The following is a 25353-nucleotide window of genomic DNA, read 5'->3' on the forward strand; positions in this document are numbered from 1 at the left end:
ATCATGAAACAAACAAAAGAGATGAAAGAGATCATACGTTTGGAGAATATCGGTCGTGATTTCCATGTGGGAGATGAGACGGTGCATGCCTTGCGGGATGTTTCATTCACCATACAAGAAGGGGAATTTGTGACGATTATGGGGACATCCGGTTCCGGTAAAAGTACACTGCTTAATACATTGGGTTGTTTGGATACGCCAACACGAGGTGAATATTATCTGGATAACGTGGCAGTCCGTTCGATGGGAAAAAACGACAGAGCGACGTTGCGCAACCGGAAGATTGGGTTTGTTTTTCAGAGTTACAACTTGTTGCCCAAAACCACTGCCGTAGAAAATGTAGAATTACCGTTGATGTATAACTCTGCCTATAGTGCGTCGCAACGCCGGAAAAAGTCGATCGAATCGTTGATGGCAGTCGGATTGGGAGAACGTTTGAATCATAAAAGTAATCAGATGTCGGGCGGACAGATGCAGCGTGTGGCGATTGCCCGCGCTTTAGTGAACGATCCGGCGGTGATCTTGGCCGATGAGGCTACAGGAAACCTGGATACACGTACCAGTTATGAAATATTGGTTCTTTTTCAACGTCTGCATGCCGAAGGGCGAACGATTATTTTCGTGACACATAATCCGGAAATTGCGCAGTACTGCAGCCGGAATATCCAGTTGAGGGATGGGAGAGTGGTCAGTGATACGGTAAATACAAATATTCTATCTGCGGCTGAGATATTAGCTCAGTTGCCGAAAGAAGAACAAAATTGAACAGATTATGAACGTAGCAAATCTATTAAAAATAGCACTCAGGGCGTTAGTCAACAATAAGATGCGTGGTTTCCTGACCATGTTGGGGATCATTATTGGTGTCGCTTCGGTGATTACCATGTTGGCGATCGGGCAAGGCTCGAAAAGCAGTATCCAGGCGCAGATTGCCGAGATGGGTTCTAATCTGATTATGATTCAACCCGGAGCAGATATGCGTGGTGGTGTGCGGCAGAGTGCGGCATCGATGGAAACGCTGAAATTGACCGATTTCAACGATTTGATCAACGAAACACGTTATCTGGCAGCAATCTCACCGACAGTAAACAGTAGTGGACAGGTGATTTACGGAGCCAATAATAAGCAGTCGACCATATATGGAGTGAATCAGGACTATCTGGAAATACAACGCCATACGGTCGATGACGGGAATATGTTCAGTCAGCAGGAGATTGCGGTCGCAGCCAAAGTGTGTGTGATCGGTAAAACAGTGGTGGATGAGTTATTCACTAAAGGAGAAAATCCGGTAGGGAAAGTCATTCGTTTTAATAAAATTCCGTTTACAATTATCGGAGTTCTGAAAAGTAAAGGGTATAACAGTATGGGAATGGACCAGGACGATGTGATCCTGGCGCCATATACCACGATCCAAAAGCGGGTGTTAGCTATTACTCATCTGCATGGAATCAATGCTTCGGCTATCAAAGAAGAGTATACCGATCAGGCGATCTCCGAGATCTCCGAGATTTTACGGCGTAATCATAAGTTGAAAATGACAGACGATGATGATTTTCAGATCATGTCGATGGAGGAGATCAGCAATACGATGTCGTCGGTCATGAATATGTTGACATTATTGTTAGGATCGGTTGCTGGCATCTCTTTAATTGTCGGTGGAATCGGTATTATGAATATTATGTATGTCTCGGTCACCGAGCGGACACGTGAAATCGGCCTTCGAATGAGTATCGGGGCTAAAGGGCGGGATATTCTGTCACAATTCCTGATCGAATCGATCCTGATCAGTATTACAGGCGGATTAATCGGAGTATTTTTGGGATTAACCCTCTCGCTTCTGATCAGTTTTGTCCTTAATTTCCCGGCAACCATACAGCTTTGGAGTGTATTTCTCTCCTTTGGAGTCTGTACGTTTACGGGTGTGTTCTTCGGATGGTATCCGGCTAAAAAGGCGGCACAATTAGATCCGATCGAAGCGATTCGTTATGAATAAATAGGTAAAATCATCATGTAGAGTAAAAGACCTTTTTACTCTACATGAATGGTTATTATACTGTCAATTGATCTAAAGTAATTATATTTGTGTAATGGAAAACGAAAAAACGATTATGCCTGTTATTGAAACCACACCGAAATGGCTCCGTTGGCTGATACATATTGTTCCCTGGGGCATAATAATGTGTTTGCCGGTACTTTTTTTCTCCGGGATAGAGGAGATGGATCTGACGGGTGAGCGTTATGCCAAATTTATGGTTTCTCTCATCTCTTTTATGTTGGTATTTTATATCAACTATTTTTATTTGATTAACCGCTATTTGTTTAAAAAGCAGACCGTCAGGTATCTGTTGATGAATTTGTTGTTTATTCTCTTGCTGCAAGGGGGAGAGCATTTCTTTGATCATTATGTCTTTCATGCGTCAGAGTTAGAACGCCCTGAAGGTCCTGCGGGGCCATTTGGTTTTGAACCCAACTGGTTGCAGATCATGGCAGCCTATCTGGTGGTCACGGCGATGTATCTGTTGGTTGCAGCCGTAAGTGTCGCATTTAAAATGACCAGTAGCTGGTATATCGCTGAGGCCAAACGCAAAGAGTTGGAAAGAAGTCAGAGTGAAGCTGAACTACAAAACCTGAAAAGCCAGTTGAATCCGCACTTTTTGTTTAATACCTTGAATAATATTTATAGCTTGATTGCTATAAGTCCCGATCGGGCACAGGAGGCCGTACACGATTTAAGCCGTTTATTGCGCTATGTGATGTATGAGAGCAGCCAACAGTTTATTCCCCTGGAGAAAGATCTGGATTTTGTGCGTAATTATGTGGAGTTGATGCGTATTCGCCTTCCGGGACATGTCGAATTAAGAATGGAAATTGGAGAGATAAAAGCTGGAACACTGGTGGCTCCACTTCTTTTTATCTCGTTGATAGAGAACGCATTTAAACATGGGGTGAGCAACAATAAACCCTCTTTTATCCATATCGACATCCATCAGGAAGGGAACCAGGTCGTTTGCCTGATTGAGAACAGTGATTTCCATAAAAAGACCGAACAGGATAAAAGCGGATCGGGAATTGGGCTGGTCAATCTGGATAAGCGGTTGAAACTCCTTTATCCGGAAAATCATATTTTTGAATGTCAATCTGATGGGGCTACCTATCGTTCTTATTTGTCTATCACAGTAAAAGATTCGTTATGAAACTGACTTGCGCCATTATCGATGATGAACCTCTTGCAGTTAGCCTGTTGGAGAGTTATGTCAATAAAACACCGTTTCTTGAATTGAAAGGAACATATAATAGTGCCTTGAATGCTTTATCGACACTGACGAATGATCCGGTAGATTTGCTCTTTCTGGATATACAGATGCCGGAATTGAGCGGATTGGAGTTTTCGCATATCCTGAAGACGGATACACGGATTATTTTTACGACAGCCTTTGATCAGTATGCTTTAGACAGTTATAAAGTGAATGCATTGGATTATCTGTTGAAACCGATTAACTATCCCGATTTTCTGCAATCGGTCAATAAAGCACTTCAGTGGTATGAACTGTTGCGCAAACAAGACGAAACGCCCATTTCTGGCGAGCAATCTTCTGTTGTGAAGGAGAAAGAGGATGAAATCGAACGTATTTTTATAAAAACGGAGTATAAGCTGGTTCAGGTCGAATTGAAAAAGATACTTTATATTGAAGGGTTGAAAGATTACGTCAAAATTTATATCGAAGACGAAGCACGTCCGATCTTATCCCTGATGAGCATGAAATCAATGGAAGAGCAATTGCCCACTAACCGTTTTGTCAGAGTACACCGCTCATATATCGTACAACCGGAGAAAATCAAAGTGATTGAAAGAAACCGGATTGTTTTCGGAAAAGAATACATCCCCATTTCAGATAATTACAAACAAAAATTTTTCGATTTCCTGGCACAGCGCTCGTTGATGCCTAAAAACTGAGTTCGCTAATTCCTTTTTGTTGCTATAAATGGATAATTTGTGACATAAATCACGAATAATCCATTTTCAGCTAACGCACACTTTGATCATTTATACCCAAATAGATGCCCGATTAGGTGTTTTTTAGGCAAAAGAGGCTTGTTTTTGCCTTTTTGTTCTGCATCTTCCGTCCATTTTATGCAGAAGATTTTTAAAATCATGCAGATGACCTTGGAGAAACATCTAAATGACTTGATCAAGTCATTTAGATCAATTTTTAAGCGACCGAAAAGAGTCGAAAAAACGGTCTGAAAACAGGTGGTTTTTTCCCAGAATAGCTATTTTGTCAGACCAAGAAAAAGTGGATATAAGAAATGATAATCAAAGCCGCATATAAAAATAAAAGCTGATTCCTTGCGTTTTTTCAAGTGAAGTTGTAGTTGGCTCCAAATAACCGAATGATAGAGGGGGTTAAATAACAAATTGTAAAAAAATGACAGATTGTAACAGATGCTAAAGTAGCGTGAGTTCGATAGAAAGAGTTATTTCAAGTAGTGTAATGTTTGAAGATTTTCCGAAGGCCAAATCCCGCAGGGATTTAATGTGCATAACCCCGGGTGAAGAGGAGCGTAGCGGATCGACCCGGGGTATATAATGAGTGTAACAAACGAACGCCGAAGGTGTTCAATCATCTGCGGTTCAACACCTATCGGCGTTGATTGGAGAGTAGTTTCTATTCACCCCGGGTCGATCCGCTACGCTCCTCTTCACCCGGGGTTATGCACATTGAACGCCTGTGGCGTTCGCCTTCACTATCTTCACATTTTCTTCTATTTGAAACTTATAACTCACGTTAAAGAAGGAAAGTATTATCCACTTTTATCGATAGTTAAAATCTGTAACTACCTATACGATTATCACCCTTTTTTATCGTGTACAATTAAAATTCGAAAATCCCTCCATATTTGTTATAAAGCAGAAGTTTAGAAGGATTTTTTATGCCTGTTTGTTATTTAAAAGATCGTTTGATTGTCGTTTTGTGCTTACATATTGTTACTTGATAGGCGTATTCTGAAATATTAGAACTGCTTAATTTGTTAATTAATGTGATTTATAAAACAAAATGTCACTAAACATTTGTTTTAACCCTACAAAAGACTTTATTTTGTGATCAAATAGTAAGTAAACCTTTTAAAATTGAATAGTATGAAAACGAAAGCATTATCAAGAATTATTTGTGTTTTTGTGACTGTATTAATGACTTCTTTTGCTGTAAATGCTTCAAGTCCAAAAAATTACATTTTTGACACAAAGGAGGAAAATGGCAAGGTGGTTTCAAAAGTTATCTTTTTACAGGATAATGGCCTTTTGAATAAGGAGATGATGTATGAGTTTACGTATAACGACAATGGTCAGGTAGCCGAAAAGAAAGCCTATCGTTGGGATAAGAAAACTTCGGCTTGGGAGCCGTTTTTCCTAATCGCTTATACCTATAATGGAGGTGAAGAAATTCATACGACCTATGCGATGTGGGATAAGAAGAAAAAAGATTTTATTTTGAATCAACAGCAAATGGTTATACCGGCAGCCAGTTATGAGGAGATCTTCTCGTAATCGGGAACGACAGCCGAACGTAGGCTTCCCTTTGAGCATTTTTTGACTCTTGGAGCTATTTGAGAAGACAGTTAGTTTGGATAACTAAAAAGGACTGGAATCTAAGGTATTTAAATACCGGGATCCAGTCCTTTTCTTTTTAGAGTTATTTGCAATTATAATTCGATTTCTATGCCTCTATAGAAATCAAGAATCTTTGTTCTGAAAATAAAGTCGTATTTGGCCTGTGATTGTTCAGATAGGCTTTGCGCATATTTTGTTTTTGCTTCGTTGTATTCAAATACGGTACTTTTACCGGCACTATAACGATCCTCGGCATATTTGAATGCTGTTTTACTGGCTTCAACAGATTTATCGGAAGCGATATACTTTTCCTGAGCAGCAGTGGCGTTATAATACGCTTGTTGAATCTCTTTGTACAGAACTTTTTTACTGTTTTCTACCATCAGTTCCCGGTTTTGAATCCCTAAACGAGCCGTGCGTACACTGTTGCGTACCTGAAACCGATTGAAGATAGGAATGTTTAGGCTGAAACCGATCGTTTTGCGTTCGTTTTGTTTGATTTGATCGCTGAAACCCGGGTTGTCCCTGCCACTCCCTGTGTAATAATAATAGCCGTTGCTATAGCTGGCGTTAAAATTTAATTTCGGATAATATCCGGCTTGTGCCACTTTAAGCATCTTTTTCTGACTTTCCAACAGATACTCCTGTTCTTTGACCTGCGGTTTGAATGCTACAGCTTGTTCGTAAATATTATCAGGAGGCAGGATGCTTCCCATATATTGAGCAACAGCATCATTGATCTCCGGGCTTACCACATCAAAGTTCGATTCTGTTCTTTCAAGTTCAAGACTCTGTGCCAGGTCGAGCAACACGAGGTTGACATTGTTTTTGGCTTCTGTCAGAGTGACTTCGTCACGTGCTAACTGTGCTTTCATGTCGTATAATTGAGATAACGGTACTTTTCCGGCATTGACCAACGCTTCGGTTTTAGCCACTTGTTCGCCGGTTAGTTCAACCTGAAGTTCGGCAATTTTCAGTATCTCTTTATTATAAAGAACCTGTAGAAAATACGAGGCAATGCCTACTGAAAGGTTTTCTTTTGCCTTATTGAGTGATTCGACAGCCGCCTGAAGATCCAGTTTTTTAGCAGCGATATCGTTCGGAATTTTCAATCCGTCGAATATCGGCATATTCAGTTGCAAATAGGCTGAGGTATTGCGGGAGTTCTGATCGACGATCACCCCTTCTTTCGTTGGCGAGCGTCCGAAATCAAAATTCTGATTAACACCTGCATTCAGGTCGGGCAACCAACTGTATTTACTGGTATGTAGTGCCACCTCACGGTTGCTTTGCTCCACTTCGATCTGTTTGAGGTCGATATTGTGCTCAATGGCATAATGGATACATTCTTCTAATGTCCACTGTTTGACCGGTTGTTGCGCTTGTGCTTCCCAGGAGAAAAACAGCACTATAGAGAAGCATAATATATATTTCATCATGATGTAACAGTTATTATTTCTTATTCGGATCAATAGCAGCACCTCTGATCTTATCGTTTGATGTTAATCCTTCGATGATCTCGATTTTTATTCCGTCGGACAGACCGACTTTCACCGCATGTTTTTCGAAGATCTGTTCCGGTTTCTCTTGTTTGACTAATTGAACAAAGGCGGAGTCTCCATTGAATTCAACTGTACTTTCCGGAATGGTCAGTACCTTTTCAGCACGTTTCAATACAATTTCAGCATTTGCACTGTATCCTGCACGGATAAAGGCATCTTCCGGAATATCGACGGCCGCTTTAATTTCGAACTGGATGGAACCGTTTTTTTCAACACCTTTAGGCGATACATATTCCAGTTGTGCGTCGAAAGTGCGACTTTCCATGGCACCAATCGTCAGTTTGAGGGGCATTCCTTCGTTGATCCGTCCGATCTCTGTTTCATCAACGTTTCCTTTAAAAATCATATCATTCATATCAGCGACAGAAGCAATGGTGGTTCCGTCATTGAAGTTGTTTGACTGAATCACGGAATTCCCCACTTTTACAGGAACATCCAAAATCATCCCGGTGATTGTACTTCTGATCTGAGTCGTACTGGCCACTTTGGAGTTGCGGGCAATCCCGTCGCGGATAATCTCCAGCGCGCTTTGGGCATTGTCGCGTTCTTCCTTGGCTCTGAGATAATTGGCCTGTGAGAGATCAAAATCTTCCTTGGCAATTACCCCTTGCTGAAAGAGCATTTCGTCTCGTTTGAATGTTTCCTCTACTTGTTTAAGTGAAATTCCGGCAACGTTTACCCGCGATTCAGCGCTATTGAGTTGAACCATTTCTGGGATCACCTTTATACGTGCAATAATCTCGCCCTCTTTCACCATCTGTCCGGCCTCTTTGAGCAGTTCGGAGATGATACCTGATATCTGCGGTTTGATCAGTACTTCATAACGGGGTTCGACATTTCCGGTTGCGACCGTTTTTGTTTCCACATCTCCTGTTTCCGGCACGACTATTTCATAGACCGTGACAATCGGCTGAGCTTTTTTCCATAAGAAATAGAACGTACCGAGTACTGCGGCTCCCACCAACACTAACAACATAGTACGCAGGATTTTTTTCCAAATACGATTTTTCATAATTTTATCTTTGTTATTTATATTATTCTTCACGAATTGCATCAATGGCCTTGATCTGCATGGCACGCCAGGCGGGGATCAGTCCGGCTAACAGTCCACTGAACAAGAGTACCACAGTTGCGGCGATAGCAGTCTGGATGTTTACTTCCGGATTTTCAAAGAAAGTAGTACTTTCTTGTGATGCGTTGGCTGTTGTGAGTAATTTATTGACCACATCCAATAGGAAGACCCCCAGGCTTAGTCCTAACAAACCTGCCAAGGCAGTCAGAACAAGACTTTCACTCATTACCTGAGAGATGATATTGAATGGTTTGGCGCCTAATGCCCGACGTACACCGATCTCTTTTGTCCGTTCCTTGACCGTTACCATCATGATATTACTTACCCCGATGATCCCGGCTAACAATGTGCCCATACCCACCAGCCATACCAGAATATCTATTCCGGCAAACAGCATGGTGAACGTGGAAAACTGAGCGGCTAAATTAACGATCCCTACCGCCTGTGGGTCACTCGGTGCGATCTCGTTTTGTGTTTTTAAAACTGCAGAGATCTCATCGATGACTTCCTGAACAGGGTAATCCAGTTTGACACTGACACATAAAAAATGAAGGATATCTCCTTGATTGAGTGTCTGCTGCATGGTGCTGAACGGGAGGAATACGCTCTCCTCGGATCGTCCGCCAATATTTATACTGGAGGATCTGGCTTTTACGACGCCTACCACCTGATAATAAAGTCCGTTGACACGAATGTATTTACCTGTCGGATCTTGATTGCGGAATAAGGTCTCATTGACCTTTGTCCCGATAAGGCAGACTTTCCGTTTTTCCTGTATGTCAATCTCATTCAGTAATCTGCCATAGTGTAACTCTTGCGATTCGATGTTAAAATAGTCGGGCAATACGCCTTTGACATTATAACTCCCGGTCAGTTGTCCGTATACAATGTTTTTATCTCCGCTGTTACCCCAGATAATGGGGGAGATATCTTCGATACCGGCTACATTTTGCGTAATACTTTCTATATCGCGGTTGCGCATTTGCCACATGCGTCCTTTATTGAATCCTTTATAGGGTTCACTGGTTCGGTCGGTGTAAAAGAAGAGCGAATTGGTGGCAAATCCTTTGAAATTACCCAAGATACCGTTTTTCATTCCGGTGCCTGATCCCAAGAGGATTATCAGCATTAAGATTCCCCAGAAGACCCCAAAACAGGTCAGTAAGCTACGTGTTTTATTTCGGGTGATGGTGACCCATATTTCAACCCATCTGTCTATATCAAACACAGTTGTTAATTATTAATGATTAATAGTTTGAAACTACTTAAGTCCTTATTTAGTCTGCTCTCATCGCTTCGATAGCGGTGATCTTCGTCGCTTTGCGTGCCGGGAAATATCCGGCTAGTACCCCTGCAACAACCAATACTCCGGTTGCAGCCATTGCTATGCCCAGATCTACTGTCGGATTGCGGAAGACCGTCGTTTCTTCTTCGGGATTACCTCCGCCGCTTGATGCGCCCGCCATTTCCATCCCATAATTGATCAGTTCCGTCAGACCGATTCCCAGAACCATGCCGATATATCCGAAGACGGCAGTGACCAATACCGATTCAACAATAATCAATCCGAGGATAGAAGCCGGCTTGGCTCCTATGGCCTTGCGAATGCCAAATTCCTTTGTCCGTTCCCTAACGGTAATCAACATGATATTACTTACGCCTACTACTCCGGCCATTAACGTTCCGATACCTACGATCCATATAAAAAGCGCGATACCGTTGGTCATGCCCTGCCACATCCGGAACTCGGAACCGGTGCTCCACGAGCCGATTGCATTTTTATCTTCAGGATCAAACTGGTGGCGACGCGCCATAAAATGACGGAACTGTTCGTTGAACGCCTCTTCAGCCTCTTCGGTATTGATACCTTTTAAGGTAAAACGGATATTTCCTACCCGATACCCACTATCATAGAGCATCTGTCCGGTGCTAAAGGGGATATACGCCGGTGCATCATTGCTATTATTCTCCTCCTCATAGATGCCTATGACCTGAAACATCAGGTTGCCTATTTTGACATGGCTCCCCAATGGCTCGATGGAATCGCGGAAAAGAACCTCTGCCATACGCGGACTGAGCACAACCACCTTTCTGCGTTGTTGCAGATCCACTTCATTGAGGAAACGTCCTTTTCCGGAAAGAACCGGCACGTAAATAATCGAATTGAAATCAGGATGTACCGCTTGTATGGATCCGGTAATATATTCTTTGTCGAAAGTGATCGTGTCACTTCTGTAGTTTACTGGGGAGATCAGATTGACTTCAGGGAAATGATTTTTTATGGCATATACATCTTCCTCCGTAAACTGAATACTTCGGTTTGGCAGATAGCCTTTATAAGGAAGCGTTGTATAACGCGACCAGCAGGTTACCGTATTGTCTGCCATATAGCGGAAGTTATAGGCAATCCCGTTTCCCAGTCCGTTCCCCGCGGCCAACAATACAATGAGCATGAAAATGCCCCATGCGACCGAGAAACCGGTAAGGAAAGTACGAAGTTTATTTTTTTGCATCGTACTCCATATTTCACGGAGACTGTCAAACTCGAACATAACCGGCTCCTTTTTCTATGGATTCAATAACACCATCGCGCAAGCGGATAATCCTGTCACACGCATCTGCAACAGATTGCTCGTGTGTGACAATGATCATTGTCATGCCCTCTTTATTTACCTGGCGAAGCAGTTCCATAACCTCTACCGTAGTGCTACTGTCAAGTGCTCCGGTCGGTTCGTCGGCAAGGATAACCTGTGGTTTGGCAATAAGTGCACGGGCTATAGCTACGCGTTGTTTTTGTCCTCCGGAAAGTTCATTCGGCATATGTTCCGCCCACTCTTTCAGACCGACCATATCCAGGTAATCCAATGCGATTTTATTGCGTTTTTTTCGGTTGACTCCCTGGTAGTAGAGTGGGAGAGCTACGTTCTCCATCGCATTTTTAAATGAAATGAGATTAAAGGACTGGAAGACAAAGCCGATCAACTGATTACGTAATTCGGCCGCCCGGGTTTCACTCAGATCACGGATTAAATGTCCGTCGAGGGTATATGTGCCTGAATCATATGTGTCCAGAATCCCTAGAATATTTAATAAAGTAGATTTTCCGGAGCCGGAAGCGCCCATAATGGAGACCATTTCACCTTTTTCTATATCCAGATTAATTCCTTTCAGTACATGGAGTGGAGCACCGTTAAAATACGTTTTGTTTATCCCTTGTAATTGGATGATCATATCATTGTTTTTTTATAAAACGCTTACAATTTTTATTTATTAGACGACTAATACTAATAAATGGTTGCACGTATGGGTTATATTTTATCGTCACAAATATATGTTATGATATGATACCTTGCATCACAAGGTACTTAATATTAGAATAAATTAACAAAAAATACGATTTTGATACATGAACAACCGTCTTATGGTATTAAATAAGTTTTAGCAGCCTGAATGAGTTTCTCCGCTTTTTCTTGTAAATGTGTACACTGTACAGGCGCAGCATTCAGATCATTTTCCTGTTGATTGCCCCATGCCCGGCAAGCCCCTCCGCACAAGTAACGGTAGTCGCAATCTTTACATTTGATAATGGTTTCCACCGTACAGGCAGTTAATCGTGTAAATTGCGGGGAGGTCAATACAGTGTTCAACCCTTTTTCAAACACATTCCCTATATAGCTATGTTCGCCACACCAGGCATAACAGGGATAACTTCGCCCGTCAGGACGGATAAAGATATTTTGTCCGATACCGCAGGAAAGGAGCGCGTTGCAAGGAGTTTTCAGCATCTCTTCGGGCGACAGATGTTGCATCAACCCTTCGCACATCACCGGTTCTTCCAGTTTTGAAGCCCTTCCGATCGGCAATACCGGACGGAATCGTACCTTTTCTATGGACAGATTTTGAGCCAGAACAGAGACACTTTCACCGGGTTCACCGTTTATTTCTGCCGCACTCATTACACAGGCAAGAGATAGTTCGGCACAGCTGGGCATCGTTTTACTGACACGGATATATTCTTGCAGATGACGCCTCATGTTCTGATAACTCCCTTTACCCCGGCGTATATCATGCGTTTGTTCATTCCCATCGATGCTTACCACTATTTCGTCAAATGCTTGTGCAAAAGAAGAGAAATCATCTTCTGAAAAATCCCCGGTGAAATTGGTACGCAGCGTGAGTTTGACCCCCTTATTCCGATGTTTTTTGCAAATGGCTAGTAACATCTCCCTTTGTGTATATAAAAGCGGTTCGCCTCCTGTAATCACGACCTTATGAAACCGGGCTTCGATGGCTTCTGTGATCAACTGTTCAAACTGCGCGAGCGGCATCTCCTCCCGGCTATTTCCGGCATCCGCATAACAGTGGCTGCAACGTAGATTACAATCAAAGGTAATATGCACATAACAATTACCTTTGGCATACCTGTTCCGACACATACTGTCATATAGGTTTGCCAGGATTTTGGAGGTGGTATATGTATCCCCACATATCTTTTGATCATACAATTTTTGTGCGGCAATAACAGGATCATTTGTTTTTCCCAACTCATATAAAGCAAGAACCCGGCGTGCATTGTCGGCCACTCGTACCGGATGCGTTTTGTGAGAAAGTGAGATGAAATCGCCTTTTCTCAACAAAGGGTGCTCGTCCGCCTCGTATTGGCGAGAAGAGATTGCTTCCTTGTTTTCCGCACTTTGCATCTCTTCCACAATCTGATTCTGCACGTAATCATAAATCGCTTTATACGCTTCACATAATGGGTCGATAACGCCATCCCCTGATGCCAATGCCGTATAATAACATCCACCTTTACAGATTGAATAGGTTTCGCAATCCGCACATTTTTCTATTGTTTGCTTTTCACGCGCTTTCTGTTTCCGGGCAGCATCGCTGTCATAAAGCGTAGCTAATGAAGGTCGATCAAAAATATTCCCCAGGCAAAACTCTTTTTTCCCGGTCAGCCGTTGGCAGGAGGTAATATCTCCGGTCGGTGAAATCGAAAAAAACATACCAAAGCAATCCCGGAAAGTACATACGCCCGATTCTCCCCATACTATTCCCCGCACAAAATGATCCAGTGTCTCTATTTGAATATGCTTCCGGTTTTTGACATACCAGGGGAAAAGATCTTTAATCATTTGGGCATATTCCTCCGATGAGAGCGAAAACGGCGTATCTCGTCTGTCCATTCCCGCAACTGCCCCATGCAGGACCAGTGACATCCCGTTGTTCCGGAAGAATTTGACAATCTCTTCCGTTCGATGATAGGTCTGGCGCGTAATTGTAGCAATGGCGCTAACCATACATCCTGCCGTATTTGCCTTTTTGATTGAGGCTGAGGTTTTATCGAAATACCCTTCTCCCCGATTGATATCACATAATTCTTTCGGTCCGTCAAGACTTGTGCCGATTGTCACGTGATTGTCGCGGAATAGTTTTAAATGCGTCTCGTTCAGGTTCCACAGATTGGATTGAATGTTCATTTTGAGGCGGTATCCCGAAAGATTTTCTTTGATTTCATCGAAAAATAGTTCCCAGATAGCCAATGGAGCTAATAAGGGTTCTCCTCCATGAAAGATGATAGAGAGGTTGCGGGCAGCCGTCTCTTCAGCGATCTCTTGTATAAAACGAATGGTTTCCCGGACTGTATCTTCATCCATGACAGCCCCTTTGTGCGGACCAAAACAATAGTTGCAGGAAGCCTGACAAGCCATAGAGGGGACGATCATAAAAGTGGGCGTGTTCATACTGGATAAGGGGGAAATAAAATACCTGTACCCGTATCAGTATGCCTTTGGAAATCGCTGTGTGTGCAGTCGTTAGAACGTCCCTTCACTCCATCATCCACATGATTTGAAATATCCGAATGGGGCACTTCCACCATCTTTTTCATATAGTTCCAAAGCAGATGTGCAGCCTGCTGATTCTGTTGTAACAAGGATAATAACTCTTTGGCTCCTTGCATCCTGTCTGCCCGAGCCGACTTCCCGATTTGTCCCACCGCAGCCAATATCCGCTGATCGCTATAGGGGAGTAAGGCAAATGCATCACCCCAGAAACGATCATTGTGGAAAACCAGTTTCTCCAAGACGGCCTGATCGGTTATTTTCTGTAAAGCAGCCAGACGTATCGCATAATCCATTTTTCCGGTGGCAATCTCTAACAACTGTTTCTGATCGGAAATGTGTTTAATCGTAATATTCCGGATGGAATTGTAGTTTTTCTCATCAAAAAAGGCGGTGATAAAGACCTCTTTGGACTCCGTCGGGTAGCGTTTATCCAACTGTTTAATCGCCTCTTCCCGTACCGGATGACTGGTGTCTTTAAGCGCTAATAACTGGAGCACTTTCCGATCGGTTAGTTTGCCGGTTATCCGGAAACGTTTGTTCTCGTCTTTGATCTTTTGCACAATCTTCGCTAAAACGTCAGGATCTTCAATCCTTACCGCCGCCTCTTCCCGGGCATACTGGCTGGACGTATTGTTGTAAATCGCCAAGAATTGTTCCTGGTTATTGAATTCCGAGCGGATGAGAGTTCGCATACACGCATCGATATGCCGTTCACTTTTCAGTCCTTGTATCAATGCAACCAGGTTGTTGGGTGAATGAATCATGTAGCAGAGATCTCTAATCATCTCCTTAAGTAAGGATGGACAGTCGGCTGCATCTAAAGCCAATGCGTATTGCATAAGAAATGGTTCATCTTTTATTTTTTTGATGGCGGCCACACGTATATCCACATATTGGTCGGTGAAAGCGATCTTTTTGAGAACCTCCTGATCGTTTAACTTCTCGATACCGGCGAGTCTTTTCTGGGGATTACTCTGTTCCCACGGTTTTTTAAACAGATCTTTAAATGACATATCTCTTCTATTTTAGTCGTTCAAAGGATAAGGAGGTAACGACAATGCATTTTCCGGAATATCCTCATGATATCCGCCACATTGTTCCTTCCAGTAGTCGCTATGTATTCGAAAGACCTTTTTATCATAAGGTATGATATATGGGCGTAGTGTTTTATTGTGTTTGTAGATCTCGATCAACCATATTACGGCAGATTCATTTTCGGATGCCGCCTCAATGAGTGCAGCTACTGTTTGTGGCGTGCAAAGAGAAGCCACCCACTCTTTGGAATATCTCTCCATAAGAGAAAGAATGTCACAAACATATCGACGGACTGCTGTCAGCGGAATTAATCGCTCCATTTTTGTTTTGCCCAGTCTCATCTGTTCGATTTTTCTCAGTGCATCGATCGCCTGAGGTCTTCCGGGATATTCCAAGGCAATACCTATCAATACCTCCAGATCGGTGATTCTTTCGGTTGCCAGTCTGATGATCCACTCCTCGGCACTCTCCAAAGCGATCTGGATTAATAGTTGTTCATCATCGATCCGCTGTATGGCATTTTTTTGTACAGTAGGGTCTTTCGCTTTTTCGGCTAATGTATAAAATTGTTTGTTGTCGACACCTTTCATTTTGTCGATTAAACCGCCAATTTTGCGATCCCATTCGTTGTGTTTGAAAAAATCGCTACGGGTGCCGTGCGGAAGCCGATATTCGGTATTCATCAGGAAGTGAAGGATGGCGTCATTCTCCCTTAGTTTTTTCATCGCCTTATATTGATCGTTTGCATACCAGTTCCTACCTATTTCTGCTAAAAGAAGCTGGTCGCCTAAAGCGAGAAGTGCTTTTACGGTTAAGTCATAATGTGTCGCCTGGCGAATAATCTCCCGAAGTATCTGTTTGTCAGTGATAAGACCCAATGATTCAATCTTTAGGGGATGAAGTATGCCGGCCGACAAAATGATTGTCTTTAGGATCTCCTGATCGGTGATTTGAACTAACGCCATCCGGGCAACTCCCGGACTGCGATGTTCTTTGACCACTTTGAACAAAATCTCCTGATCGGTGATTCGCTCCAAGGCTGCCGAACGCACCTCCGGAAGAGTTGATAGAAGAACGATGTTCCCTAAAACTTCCTGACCGGTGATTTTCTTTAAGGCCGCCAGACAGGTATCTGGAAAAACAGACTGTAGTACAATCGTTTCCAGTTTTTGTTGGTCGTCGATCTTTTCAACGGCAGCCATTCGCTTCTCCGGTTTTTTACTTTGCCAAGCCGGTTTGAATAGTCCCATAATCGCTTCTTCGGGTTAATTGATTGGAAAAGGTCAAATATAGGGATATTATTTTTGTATGAATACCCTATTTATGGGGTGTTTGAATCTGAGAAACGATCAAAATATCTGCAGACTTTTTTGACGCCATCCGATAGAAATTATAACATCATTCTGCCTGTTTTTTTGTTACACCTACCTCTGTTTTTTGTTAGAGGTACGTCTAAACAAATTTAGAGGTAGGTGTAAATCGATTTAGAGGTACGTCTAAATCATTTTAGAGGTACCTCTAACAAAAAAGTGTTTTAGTTTATACAATGTTTTCATCCTTAACAGTTTTATTTAATGTCTCAATAATACTAAAAAAGTCTGTATTGGAGATGTTTGACATTGTCGGTAATTATTTAATCCGCCTTTCAGTATACAATTATATTACAGTATTTTACAATCAGGCGATCTTCTTTCTTTCACTCAGCAAGTGAAGAAAATGTCACTACTTTGATTTTCGAGCCATAGAGGCATAAACGCCCAATCCGCATAAACCGGCAAAAAAGAGGAACACCCAATGCATTGTCTGCATAAATTCGGAGGTCACAGCGGCAGAGATCTGTTCTTTTCCCAAAAAGAGAGAAAGCATCATGGTACTGATCCCCATACTCAGTGTTTGTCCGGTCAGCCGCATGGTGCCTGTGGTGGCAGAGGCGGTACTGTAATAGCGCGGTTCAACCGAACTCATAATGGCGTTTTGGTTGGGCGATGAAAAGATGGCAAAGCCGATCCCTAATAAGACAAATAAGGCGATAATAAACAGAAGCGGACTCTGCGGAGTAATAAATAATCCGATACAGAAGAGGACGGCAGTCAATAACGCCATGCCGGCAGATGCGAGGTAATGCGACGGGATTTTATCAGAAAGTCGTCCGGCAACAGGAGAGATCAAGGCTTGTATGGCCGGTTGAATGATGAGAATAAGTCCGGCATGACGTACATCCATCCCTTTGATCTCTTGGAGGTAAAGGCTGAAAAAGTAGCTGATCGGAAAGGTAGACATATAATTGATCAGTGCGGCTACAGAGGAAAGTGTAAAGAGGCGGTTGGTAAAAAATAGGTTGACATTTAATACAGGATACGTTTTTTTCTTTTCATAAAAAATGAAATAGGTGAAAAGGAATAACCCACTACCCACCAATACAAAACCGATCATCTCGGGCAGGATCGTAAAACCGTAAATGATCATCAGTAAAGAGAGTCCATACAGGATTGACCCGGGAAGATCGAACGGTTCTCCTTGAGCCGATTTCCATTGTTCTTTAATAAAAAACAAGGCGCCAAGGGCTGCGGTCAATGCGGTTGCCGCTGTGATAAAAAAGATACTGTTCCATCCCCAATACGCCATAATAAAACCACCGACAGAAGGTCCCAATGCGGCTGATAGATAGACAACAGCAACGTTTATCCCCATCACTTTTCCTCGTTCACGGCTGTCGAAAACAGCTGTCAGAATTGCAATCGCCGTACCAAACACCATAGCCGACCCTATCCCTTGTATGGCACGGGCGATGATCAATAATGAGGGGTTATAGGCAAGGGCACAACCCAAGGAGGAGAGTGCCACTAAAAGTAGTCCACAAATAAAGATACGGCTTCGACCCACCATGTCAGCCAGTCGTGCAAAGGGAATCTGAAAAATGGTGGATGCAATCAGATACGCTGTTAATATCCAACTTTGCGTAATACTGTTCATCTCAAATTCACGACCCATCTGCGGAAGAGCCAGATTCACCGCTGTTCCTAAAAAGGGAACGATACTTGACGCTATACAAATGATGATAAGTACAGTATATTTATAGGATTGGGAGAATGAGGTAGGCGGCGTATGGACAGTCATTTGATACGTTTATTTTTAATGATAAGCGACAAAGATAACAAGAATTCCGGAGTGCTTTTCGGAAGAAATAGACTATTTGTGGGGGGTATGGTGGGACAACACTCCTGTTATCTTTGCTTTCGAAGTCGATCTGTTCAACGAACAATTAAAAAAACAGACATGATGGGACAAATGATTACATCGGCAAAAACCGGGATACCCCCATAAATGGGGTAAAAGGTCAAAAGAAATAAATTATATCTTTACGGCTTTAGGTCGTTCAACTTTCGTTAATCCACAAAATATCAACCATAAAGCATAATAAAACCATGATAAAAGTCTATGTTACCGACGGCAATAAAGTATTATTAAACGATATCCGGTCTACCATAAACAACTCCCAGATCGCACAAGTCATTGGCTGTTCCAGTTCGATGAAAGGCTCATGGAAAAAGCTGACAGAACATCAGCCGGATATCCTGTTGATGGGTATCAATCTGACGGATGGAACTGGTATGGATTATTATGCGAAAGTAAAGGAAAAATATCCGGATATAAAGGTATTGGTATTGATTACGCATTATGAATTAGCATTAGCGAAACGGTTATTGGAGAAAGGCGCTTCGGGGTATATCCTGAAAAATGCTTTGGGCGAAGAGTTGATGACAGGAATCGAAGCGGTTATGCATGGTGAAACATTTTTATATGAGGAGATGAATATGTTGGAAAAACAAACAAAAACACCAGAGTGGCTGACTCCGTTGGAACAGGAGATGTTGAAATGTATTGAAGAGGGATGCTCGGAGGTAGTTATGGCCAAAAGGCTTAAGGTCAGTGAGGCGAGTATAGAAGCCTATCGGAATATCTTAATGATGAAGTTGTTGGTCGAGGGATTCTCCAACCGGGAGATTACCCGGAAATTGGATATTGATCTAGAGACAGTCCGGATCTACCGGATGAATCTGATTCAGAAGTTGGGAGAGAAGAATTCCATTATGTTGATGAAAATTGTGAATGATGGAGAAGAGGAGGTGTTGGAACTGACTAATCGTGACTTGGAGTTGTTGACACATATCGCCGAAGGGTATTTCAACAAGGAGATCGCCGAGAAGATGTTTCTTGGCGTAGAGACCGTTAAAACCAATCGCAGGGATCTGATCAAGAAATTCAAAGCGAAAAACACGATGACTATGGTGATGGAAGGCCTTCGGAAAGGGCTGATAAAAGTAAGCGCTAACTCTCCGGAGAAAACAACTGAACCAAAAGCAAAAAAGAAGTGACTGAAGTTGTATTGAAAATAAGTAAAGGAGGAGTAGTCGGAAAAACGTTTCGTTTTAACCGGAAAGAGGCTATTTTTATAGGACGGCAAGACGATTGTGGGATTGTCTTGCCGGAATCGACCATCTCCCGTTATCATTGTCTGTTAGAGATAAACCCTCCTGTTGTTGTTATAAAAGATCTGGGGAGTTTAAACGGGACTTATCTGAACGGCTACAAAATCGGGCAAAGAGACCGTCAACTCTCTTCGGAAGAGGCGGCTGGTCTGCAGCAAGATGAGTATTTTGTGCATGCGGGCGACTGTTTGCGATTGGGGAAGGAGTGTGAAATAATGGTTGATATATTGGTGGAAGGAGAAGAAGAAAGTGCGACGAATGAAGCCCGGGAGTTGCAAAAGCAAGGCTTTCCGGTGTATTTACAGCGACGAAAGATAAAAGACACGATTATTTTTTCGGAGGGCGAAGAGCCTGTTTCACGGAAATGTGAGATCTGTGGTACACCTTTGTCGGGCGGCATCCATGAACCGAATATCTGTTCAGCCTGTCTGAAGAACCCGGAAAAGGCGATGGATTTTTTGATGGATCAGATGTTACTCGGCGAGAGTCGGGTCGGCGAGATTGTCGACTACCGTAAAATGAAACGACTGGGGCACGGAGGAATGGGTGAGGTGTGGCTGGTAGAGAATTCTGAAGGAGAAGAAGCGGCTCTCAAAATCATGCTCCCCAAAGCAGCAGTGAACGAAAACAGCCGCAATCTGTTTTTACGGGAAGCAAATATTGCCGGACAATTAAATCACAAACATATTGTCAGACAGTATCATTCCGGACATTCGGGAGATACCTATTTTATTTTGATGGAATATTGCCGGGGGGAAAATCTGGAGACTCTGGTTATTCGTAAAGGAGGGAAACTCCCTATTGAACAGGCCTCGGAGATTGTGTTGCAACTGCTTGAAGGGTTGGAATATGCCCATTCGCAAGTCGTAGAGGTCGACTTGGCGGATGGACAAAGGCGGTTGGCGAAAGGGATTGTGCATCGTGACCTGAAACCGTCTAATATCCTGTTATCAGACTATTCAACACATCCGATTGTCAAAATATCCGATTTCGGTTTGGCAAAAGCCTTTGAAACCGCCGGATTATCAGGATATACGCAGGCTGGACAACGAGCAGGAACCCCGGGTTTTATGGCTCGTCAGCAAGTGATTGATTTTCGTTCTGCCAAACCTGCTGTGGATGTTTGGGCTGCTGCTGCGACCTACTATTTTATGCTCACCGGAACAACACCCAAAGAGTTTAAAAAGAAGGATAAGGTCAAGGTCATACTGAATGAAAAACCGATCCCGATCCGGGAGCGGAACAGAGATATCCCGCAGGCATTGGCCGAAGTGATTGATCGGGCGTTGATTGAACTCCCGGAGATTGGTATACAATCGGCCGGAGAGTTGCGGACGAGGATAATAGCTGCGTTATGAGAGAGACGCCTTTTTTTAAGTATTCGTTTTGTGGAACGGCCTTGGTAGATATCGGTTTAAGCCGCCGAACCAATCAGGATGAAGTGATTGTTGAACCGGAACTGGGATTTTATGGTGTATCGGATGGAATGGGAGGTTTGGCCTGTGGAGGAAAAACATCGTATATGATCAAAGAGACCTTTCCGGGCATGTTGCAAGAGGCGTTAGATGGTTTAACTAAAAAAATAACACCTTCACAAGCCGCCAGAATATTAAAGGAGCAGGTTCAGAAATTGAGCGACTCAATTTACAACACAGGAAACAGAGAAGGAGGAGTACTGTTTGGCGCCACTTTTACCGGTATGTGGCTGGTTGGTACTTCAGTCGTATTTGTCAATCTGGGAGATAGCCGGGGATATATTTTATCACGTCAAAAGAAATATATCCGCCAGATAACGCGGGATCATAATGTGGCCACGATGTTAGTCGAGCAGGGCGAGTTGTCGAGAATACAGGCGAACGGCCATCCTGCCAGTGCGACATTAACCCGTTTTGCAGGGATGCGCACACCGGCTACACCCGAGGTCTATATTCAGGAAGTGGAACAGGGGGATCGTCTTCTTTTATGTAGCGATGGATTGTATGGGATGGTTGATGATGAACAGCTTCCCGCTCTTCTGCGTTCATCCGAAGAACCTCGGAAAGTCTGCCAACGGCTGGTGAATAAGGCCAATCATTGTGGGGGACATGATAATATTGCAGTTGTTTACGTGAAAATCATATAATTGTTTGGACAATGGATAATGGATTGACTCAAATGAATGGTTTGACCCAACCGGGATCGGCAACCAAGATCGAAGGCGGATCTATGGATATGGAACCGGTAGTGGATAGTCTGATTCAAAAAGGGAGTATGGTTCTTGATCTCTACCGTGTTGACTCTGATCCGATCATTGGTGGAATGGGACGGGTGGTTCGTGTGCACCACACGGGATGGAATATCGATCTGGCCATGAAGCAGCCTCAGCAGAAACTGTTCCGTACCGAGAAGCAGAAAGAGGACTTTATCGACGAATGTCGCAATTGGATCAATCTTGGTTTACATCCGCATATTGTCTCCTGCTACTATGTTCGTGAGATTGATGGAATCCCTTCGATCTTTTCCGAATGGATGGATCAGGGAAACCTGACAGAGTATATGGCGAATGGCATAATGTATGAAGGTTCCGAAAAAGAAGTATTGGAACGTATACTTGACATTGCCCTTCAATCGGCACGCGGATTGCATTATGCACATGAGAAGGGGTTAATTCATCAGGATGTCAAGCCGGAAAATCTGTTGCTTTCTGCTGATGGTTCGGTGAAAGTGACCGACTTCGGACTGGCCAAAGCCCGGGCTTTCCTGACCATTGAAGATCTGGATAATAAGGAAGGATCAACTGTTGTCTCGGAATCAGGAGCCTATACGCCGGCCTACTGTTCTATGGAGCAGCTAAACGGGGAAGAGTTAACGCGTCGAACGGATGTCTGGAGCTGGGGGATTACTATTCTTGAACTGTTTTTGGGGAAACGCTACTGGCAAAGCGGGGTGGTTGCCGGTCTGGCCTGTGAAGATTATTTCGAGAAGGCGCAAGTCGCTATTCCGGAACAGATGAGGGCTCTTCTGCGCGCGTGTTTTAAAGAAAAAGAGTCGGATCGTTTACGTGATTTTGAAGAGATAGAGAACCAACTATTCGAAATATATCACGATGAAATCGGATATTCTTATCCCCGTCAATCGTCTCAGGCCGCCTCTGATTCGGCAGATAGTCTGAACAATAAAGCGCTCTCATTTTTGGATATGGGCAATCCTGTCGAGGCAGAAGTATGTTGGCAGAAAGCGCTTGAAGAATATCCCGAACATCCGAGTTCATTATGTAATTATACACTTTTTTTATGCCGGTCGGGTCGGATTGATGCACATGAAGCGATTCATCGTGTGGAAAAAATAGGTAATGCCTCTACTGAGTGGGGCAATAAGTATTTATTAGCGCAATTCTACATCGAGCAAAATCATATAGAGAGAGCGAAAGTGCTATTACATGAGGCAACGGATCTCGTAAATGGAAAGAATGAAGAGATAGAATCTCTGCTGGCTGATATTGGTGTTTTGGAACAGAATTATATGGAAGATGATTACGATCCGATTGCGATTATTTCATTGAGTGAAGATGAGGAAAAAATGCTTATTGTACATGATCAGATCATCTCTTTATATGATGTAAAAACAAAGAAACACATTCGTGATTACTCAAATAGATCTTCTATTGCAACGAATAATACGGCATTTTTCCCTGGTAAGAAGTATTTTTTATCATCCAACTATGATGGGGATATCTATTTATGGGATATAGATATTCCGGACAAGATCATTCGTTCGTTTACCGGCCTTGCAATGGGTCCTTCGTTTTTTTGTATTGACTCCAACCATACCAAATTACTTGCCGGAAACGTCTATGAAATCCGGATTTGGGATATTAAGACCGGAAACTGTCTGTTTATTATGGATAGTAGAAATTACCCGAACAAAAAAGTGGAACTTGATGTTTCCAAGGGTACTTTCTCCACATATAGTCTTGATGGTGGCACTATGCAAGTGTGGGATATGAAAACAGGAAAAAACGATCTTATATTTAAAAACACGCTGGAAGATAGAGATGTGTCTGTAGAAGAATTTGATAGACCATTGAATACAATAATTTCTGTTGGCAGAAGAGATAAAAAAGAAGTCAACTGTAATCTGGCCGAACTTTTTCTTGAAATCAGAGCAAAGTCTCGCAAAGGAGTTAGAGATATCGTTTTACTTCCGCAAAATAAATTGATCATTTATGGAGACAAAGATGATTTGATCTATGTCCATGATATGGATACGTTTGAGCAGTATGCCTGTATTGCAGAAAAGGGAGCACTTAGCAAATTATGTACAGGTATGACTCAACATTGGTTGTTGTATGATAAGAAATATACTGCCAGATGGCGAATGCCAGCGATTAATTATAAAGCTGAGTGGGCATTAAATAAGATAAAATCGACTCATTCAAAAATTAAAGAAGAAAGACTTTATGCAGCTAAACTAAGTGAAGCAGAAAGACTCCTTACTCAAAATAAAATAGGCGAGGCTCTTCTCGAGTTATATTCGGCAAGACAGATTAGTGGCTTTGAAAATGACGCTCAATTTGAAGCTTTACATGAGCAGATCCGAGGTCGTTGTAAAATTAAAAAATTACGGGGGTTCCATGTTAAAGAAATCTCATTTCAGCAGATAAGTAATGTCACGTTTGCTTCTATAAGTATGGATGGAAGATATCTTGCCCTTTTATCAAGAGGAGCTACAATGACAAGATGTTCTAATAATGGGATTCCGTTGAAATATGATATCCCTTCTATGGCAGGAGTATTTGATTTATTTTCAGGAGAATGTGTACAGTTTTTTAAAACGTTTTATACACTTCATAAAGCGAAATTCAACACTAAAAATAATAGTCTCCTGTTAGCCGGAAGCTTATTACAATTAATGGATATAACAACGGGAGAAATTAAAGATTATGGATTAGACCCTGTGTGTATCGATTTTTCTCCTGATCATAGAATGATTGCTGCAGATACATTCAACCTGGATGACAATTCTATTTTAAATGTGTGGGATGCGTCGAATGGCAAATACCGGATGAAAAGCAGACAACAAACGGAAGAAGGCGGAATTTCTTCACTCCATTTTTCTCCCGACGGGAAATATATACTCGTCAGTAATTATATGTTTCAACCGGCATTATATCTGGTAGATGTTTCAACCGGGGAGATAGTCAGGGAATTTACGACAGATAAAAAGATTCATTACTCCTGTTTTAGCCCCGATGGCCAGTATCTTCTCGCCTATAATGAAAAGGACGATAAGATATCTCTTTGGCATATAGACAATCAATCTCCCATCCGGCAAATGAAAGGGTATACAGGAGAATTATACTTTGCGTGTTTCAGTCCCGATGGAAAATGTATCATAGCTGGAAGTAAAGATGCTACAGTCAGAGTTTGGGATTGTCAATCCGGTCTCTGTATAAATTCTTTGTATGGATATATTTCGTCGGATTTCAACTATTCATCGGTGGTTGGTGGAAGATATATTGTTTCATATAATAAAGAGAAGGTTCTTTTATATGAATTTGATTATGAATATGAATTCCCAGGCTGGTCTGGTTGGGATGAAGGTGCACTTCCGTATCTGGAGAATTTCCTGACTTTATTTCCTGATTATACGGAAGAACAATTGAATGAACTGATTGCAGAGTTACAACGTTGTGGGTATGGCTGGCTTCGACCTAAAAGTATTCGGTATAAATTATTGGAAATACAGTGATCGA

Annotated in this window: 18 protein-coding genes; 9 read left to right on the top strand and 9 right to left on the bottom strand. The window is 42.6% G+C overall.

Annotated features, from left to right (window positions below):
- The first annotated feature begins 21 nt into the window (after positions 1 to 21).
- The 5 genes from M2135_RS01210 to M2135_RS01230 all read left to right on the top strand — a co-directional run bounded on the left by M2135_RS01210 (position 22) and on the right by M2135_RS01230 (position 5548).
- The gene (locus M2135_RS01210) at positions 22 to 765 is read left to right on the top strand and encodes an ABC transporter ATP-binding protein (RefSeq protein WP_280746778.1); all 744 of its coding nucleotides are present in this window, start codon (positions 22 to 24) and stop codon (positions 763 to 765) included.
- A gap of 7 nt (positions 766 to 772) precedes the next feature.
- Positions 773 to 1993, top strand: a complete 1221-nt coding sequence (locus M2135_RS01215) for an ABC transporter permease (RefSeq protein WP_280746737.1) — start codon at positions 773 to 775, stop codon at positions 1991 to 1993.
- A 94-nt stretch (positions 1994 to 2087) separates the two neighbouring features.
- A complete protein-coding gene (locus tag M2135_RS01220) occupies positions 2088 to 3194 on the top strand; it encodes a histidine kinase (protein WP_280746738.1) in 1107 nt (368 codons plus the stop codon).
- Positions 3191 to 3955, top strand: a complete 765-nt coding sequence (locus M2135_RS01225) for a LytTR family DNA-binding domain-containing protein (RefSeq protein WP_280746739.1) — start codon at positions 3191 to 3193, stop codon at positions 3953 to 3955. The genes M2135_RS01220 and M2135_RS01225 overlap by 4 nt, the downstream gene beginning before the upstream one ends.
- A gap of 1185 nt (positions 3956 to 5140) precedes the next feature.
- Complete coding sequence (locus M2135_RS01230; RefSeq protein WP_280746740.1) at positions 5141 to 5548, top strand: DUF3836 domain-containing protein; 408 nt, start codon at positions 5141 to 5143, stop codon at positions 5546 to 5548.
- 155 nt (positions 5549 to 5703) lie between these two features.
- Here M2135_RS01230 and M2135_RS01235 read toward each other — a convergent pair whose 3' ends face one another.
- The 9 genes from M2135_RS01235 to M2135_RS01275 all read right to left on the bottom strand — a co-directional run bounded on the left by M2135_RS01235 (position 5704) and on the right by M2135_RS01275 (position 18246).
- Positions 5704 to 7050 carry a TolC family protein gene (locus M2135_RS01235; RefSeq protein WP_280746741.1) on the bottom strand — a complete coding sequence of 449 codons (1347 nt, stop codon included), beginning with the start codon at positions 7048 to 7050 and terminating at the stop codon, positions 5704 to 5706.
- A gap of 13 nt (positions 7051 to 7063) precedes the next feature.
- Positions 7064 to 8185 (bottom strand): efflux RND transporter periplasmic adaptor subunit, encoded by a 1122-nt coding sequence (locus M2135_RS01240; RefSeq protein WP_280746742.1) that lies wholly within the window; start codon positions 8183 to 8185, stop codon positions 7064 to 7066.
- A 22-nt stretch (positions 8186 to 8207) separates the two neighbouring features.
- The gene (locus M2135_RS01245) at positions 8208 to 9473 is read right to left on the bottom strand and encodes an ABC transporter permease (protein WP_280746743.1); all 1266 of its coding nucleotides are present in this window, start codon (positions 9471 to 9473) and stop codon (positions 8208 to 8210) included.
- Between the two features lie 49 nt (positions 9474 to 9522).
- On the bottom strand, positions 9523 to 10797 hold the full coding sequence (locus tag M2135_RS01250) for an ABC transporter permease (protein WP_280746744.1): 1275 nt from the start codon (positions 10795 to 10797) through the stop codon (positions 9523 to 9525).
- The gene (locus tag M2135_RS01255) at positions 10784 to 11476 is read right to left on the bottom strand and encodes an ABC transporter ATP-binding protein (RefSeq protein WP_280746746.1); all 693 of its coding nucleotides are present in this window, start codon (positions 11474 to 11476) and stop codon (positions 10784 to 10786) included. Before M2135_RS01255 ends, M2135_RS01250 begins: the two co-directional genes overlap by 14 nt.
- Positions 11477 to 11664: 188 nt before the next feature.
- Complete coding sequence (locus M2135_RS01260; RefSeq protein ID WP_280746747.1) at positions 11665 to 13992, bottom strand: radical SAM protein; 2328 nt, start codon at positions 13990 to 13992, stop codon at positions 11665 to 11667.
- Positions 13989 to 15107: a HEAT repeat domain-containing protein gene (locus M2135_RS01265; RefSeq protein WP_280746748.1), complete on the bottom strand. Its 1119-nt coding sequence runs from the start codon at positions 15105 to 15107 to the stop codon at positions 13989 to 13991. The genes M2135_RS01260 and M2135_RS01265 overlap by 4 nt, the downstream gene beginning before the upstream one ends.
- A 12-nt stretch (positions 15108 to 15119) precedes the next feature.
- A complete protein-coding gene (locus M2135_RS01270) occupies positions 15120 to 16379 on the bottom strand; it encodes a hypothetical protein (protein ID WP_280746749.1) in 1260 nt (419 codons plus the stop codon).
- 472 nt (positions 16380 to 16851) lie between these two features.
- Entirely contained in the window at positions 16852 to 18246 is a 1395-nt protein-coding gene (locus tag M2135_RS01275; protein WP_280746750.1) for an MFS transporter, read from the bottom strand.
- A 308-nt stretch (positions 18247 to 18554) separates the two neighbouring features.
- On the opposite strand from M2135_RS01275, the gene M2135_RS01280 reads away from it, so the two are divergent.
- The 4 genes from M2135_RS01280 to M2135_RS01295 are packed head-to-tail and all read left to right on the top strand — an operon-like array spanning position 18555 to position 25349.
- Positions 18555 to 19505 (top strand): LuxR C-terminal-related transcriptional regulator, encoded by a 951-nt coding sequence (locus tag M2135_RS01280; protein ID WP_280746751.1) that lies wholly within the window; start codon positions 18555 to 18557, stop codon positions 19503 to 19505.
- Positions 19502 to 20977 (top strand): protein kinase, encoded by a 1476-nt coding sequence (locus M2135_RS01285; RefSeq protein WP_280746752.1) that lies wholly within the window; start codon positions 19502 to 19504, stop codon positions 20975 to 20977. The genes M2135_RS01280 and M2135_RS01285 overlap by 4 nt, the downstream gene beginning before the upstream one ends.
- A complete protein-coding gene (locus M2135_RS01290) occupies positions 20974 to 21741 on the top strand; it encodes a protein phosphatase 2C domain-containing protein (RefSeq protein ID WP_280746753.1) in 768 nt (255 codons plus the stop codon). Before M2135_RS01285 ends, M2135_RS01290 begins: the two co-directional genes overlap by 4 nt.
- Positions 21742 to 21752: 11 nt before the next feature.
- Positions 21753 to 25349 carry a serine/threonine-protein kinase gene (locus tag M2135_RS01295; protein ID WP_280746754.1) on the top strand — a complete coding sequence of 1199 codons (3597 nt, stop codon included), beginning with the start codon at positions 21753 to 21755 and terminating at the stop codon, positions 25347 to 25349.
- The last annotated feature ends 4 nt before the right edge of the window (positions 25350 to 25353 follow it).

The sequence above is a fragment of the Parabacteroides sp. PF5-9 genome (assembly GCF_029893105.1).
Lineage (GTDB): Bacteria > Bacteroidota > Bacteroidia > Bacteroidales > Tannerellaceae > JARXWG01.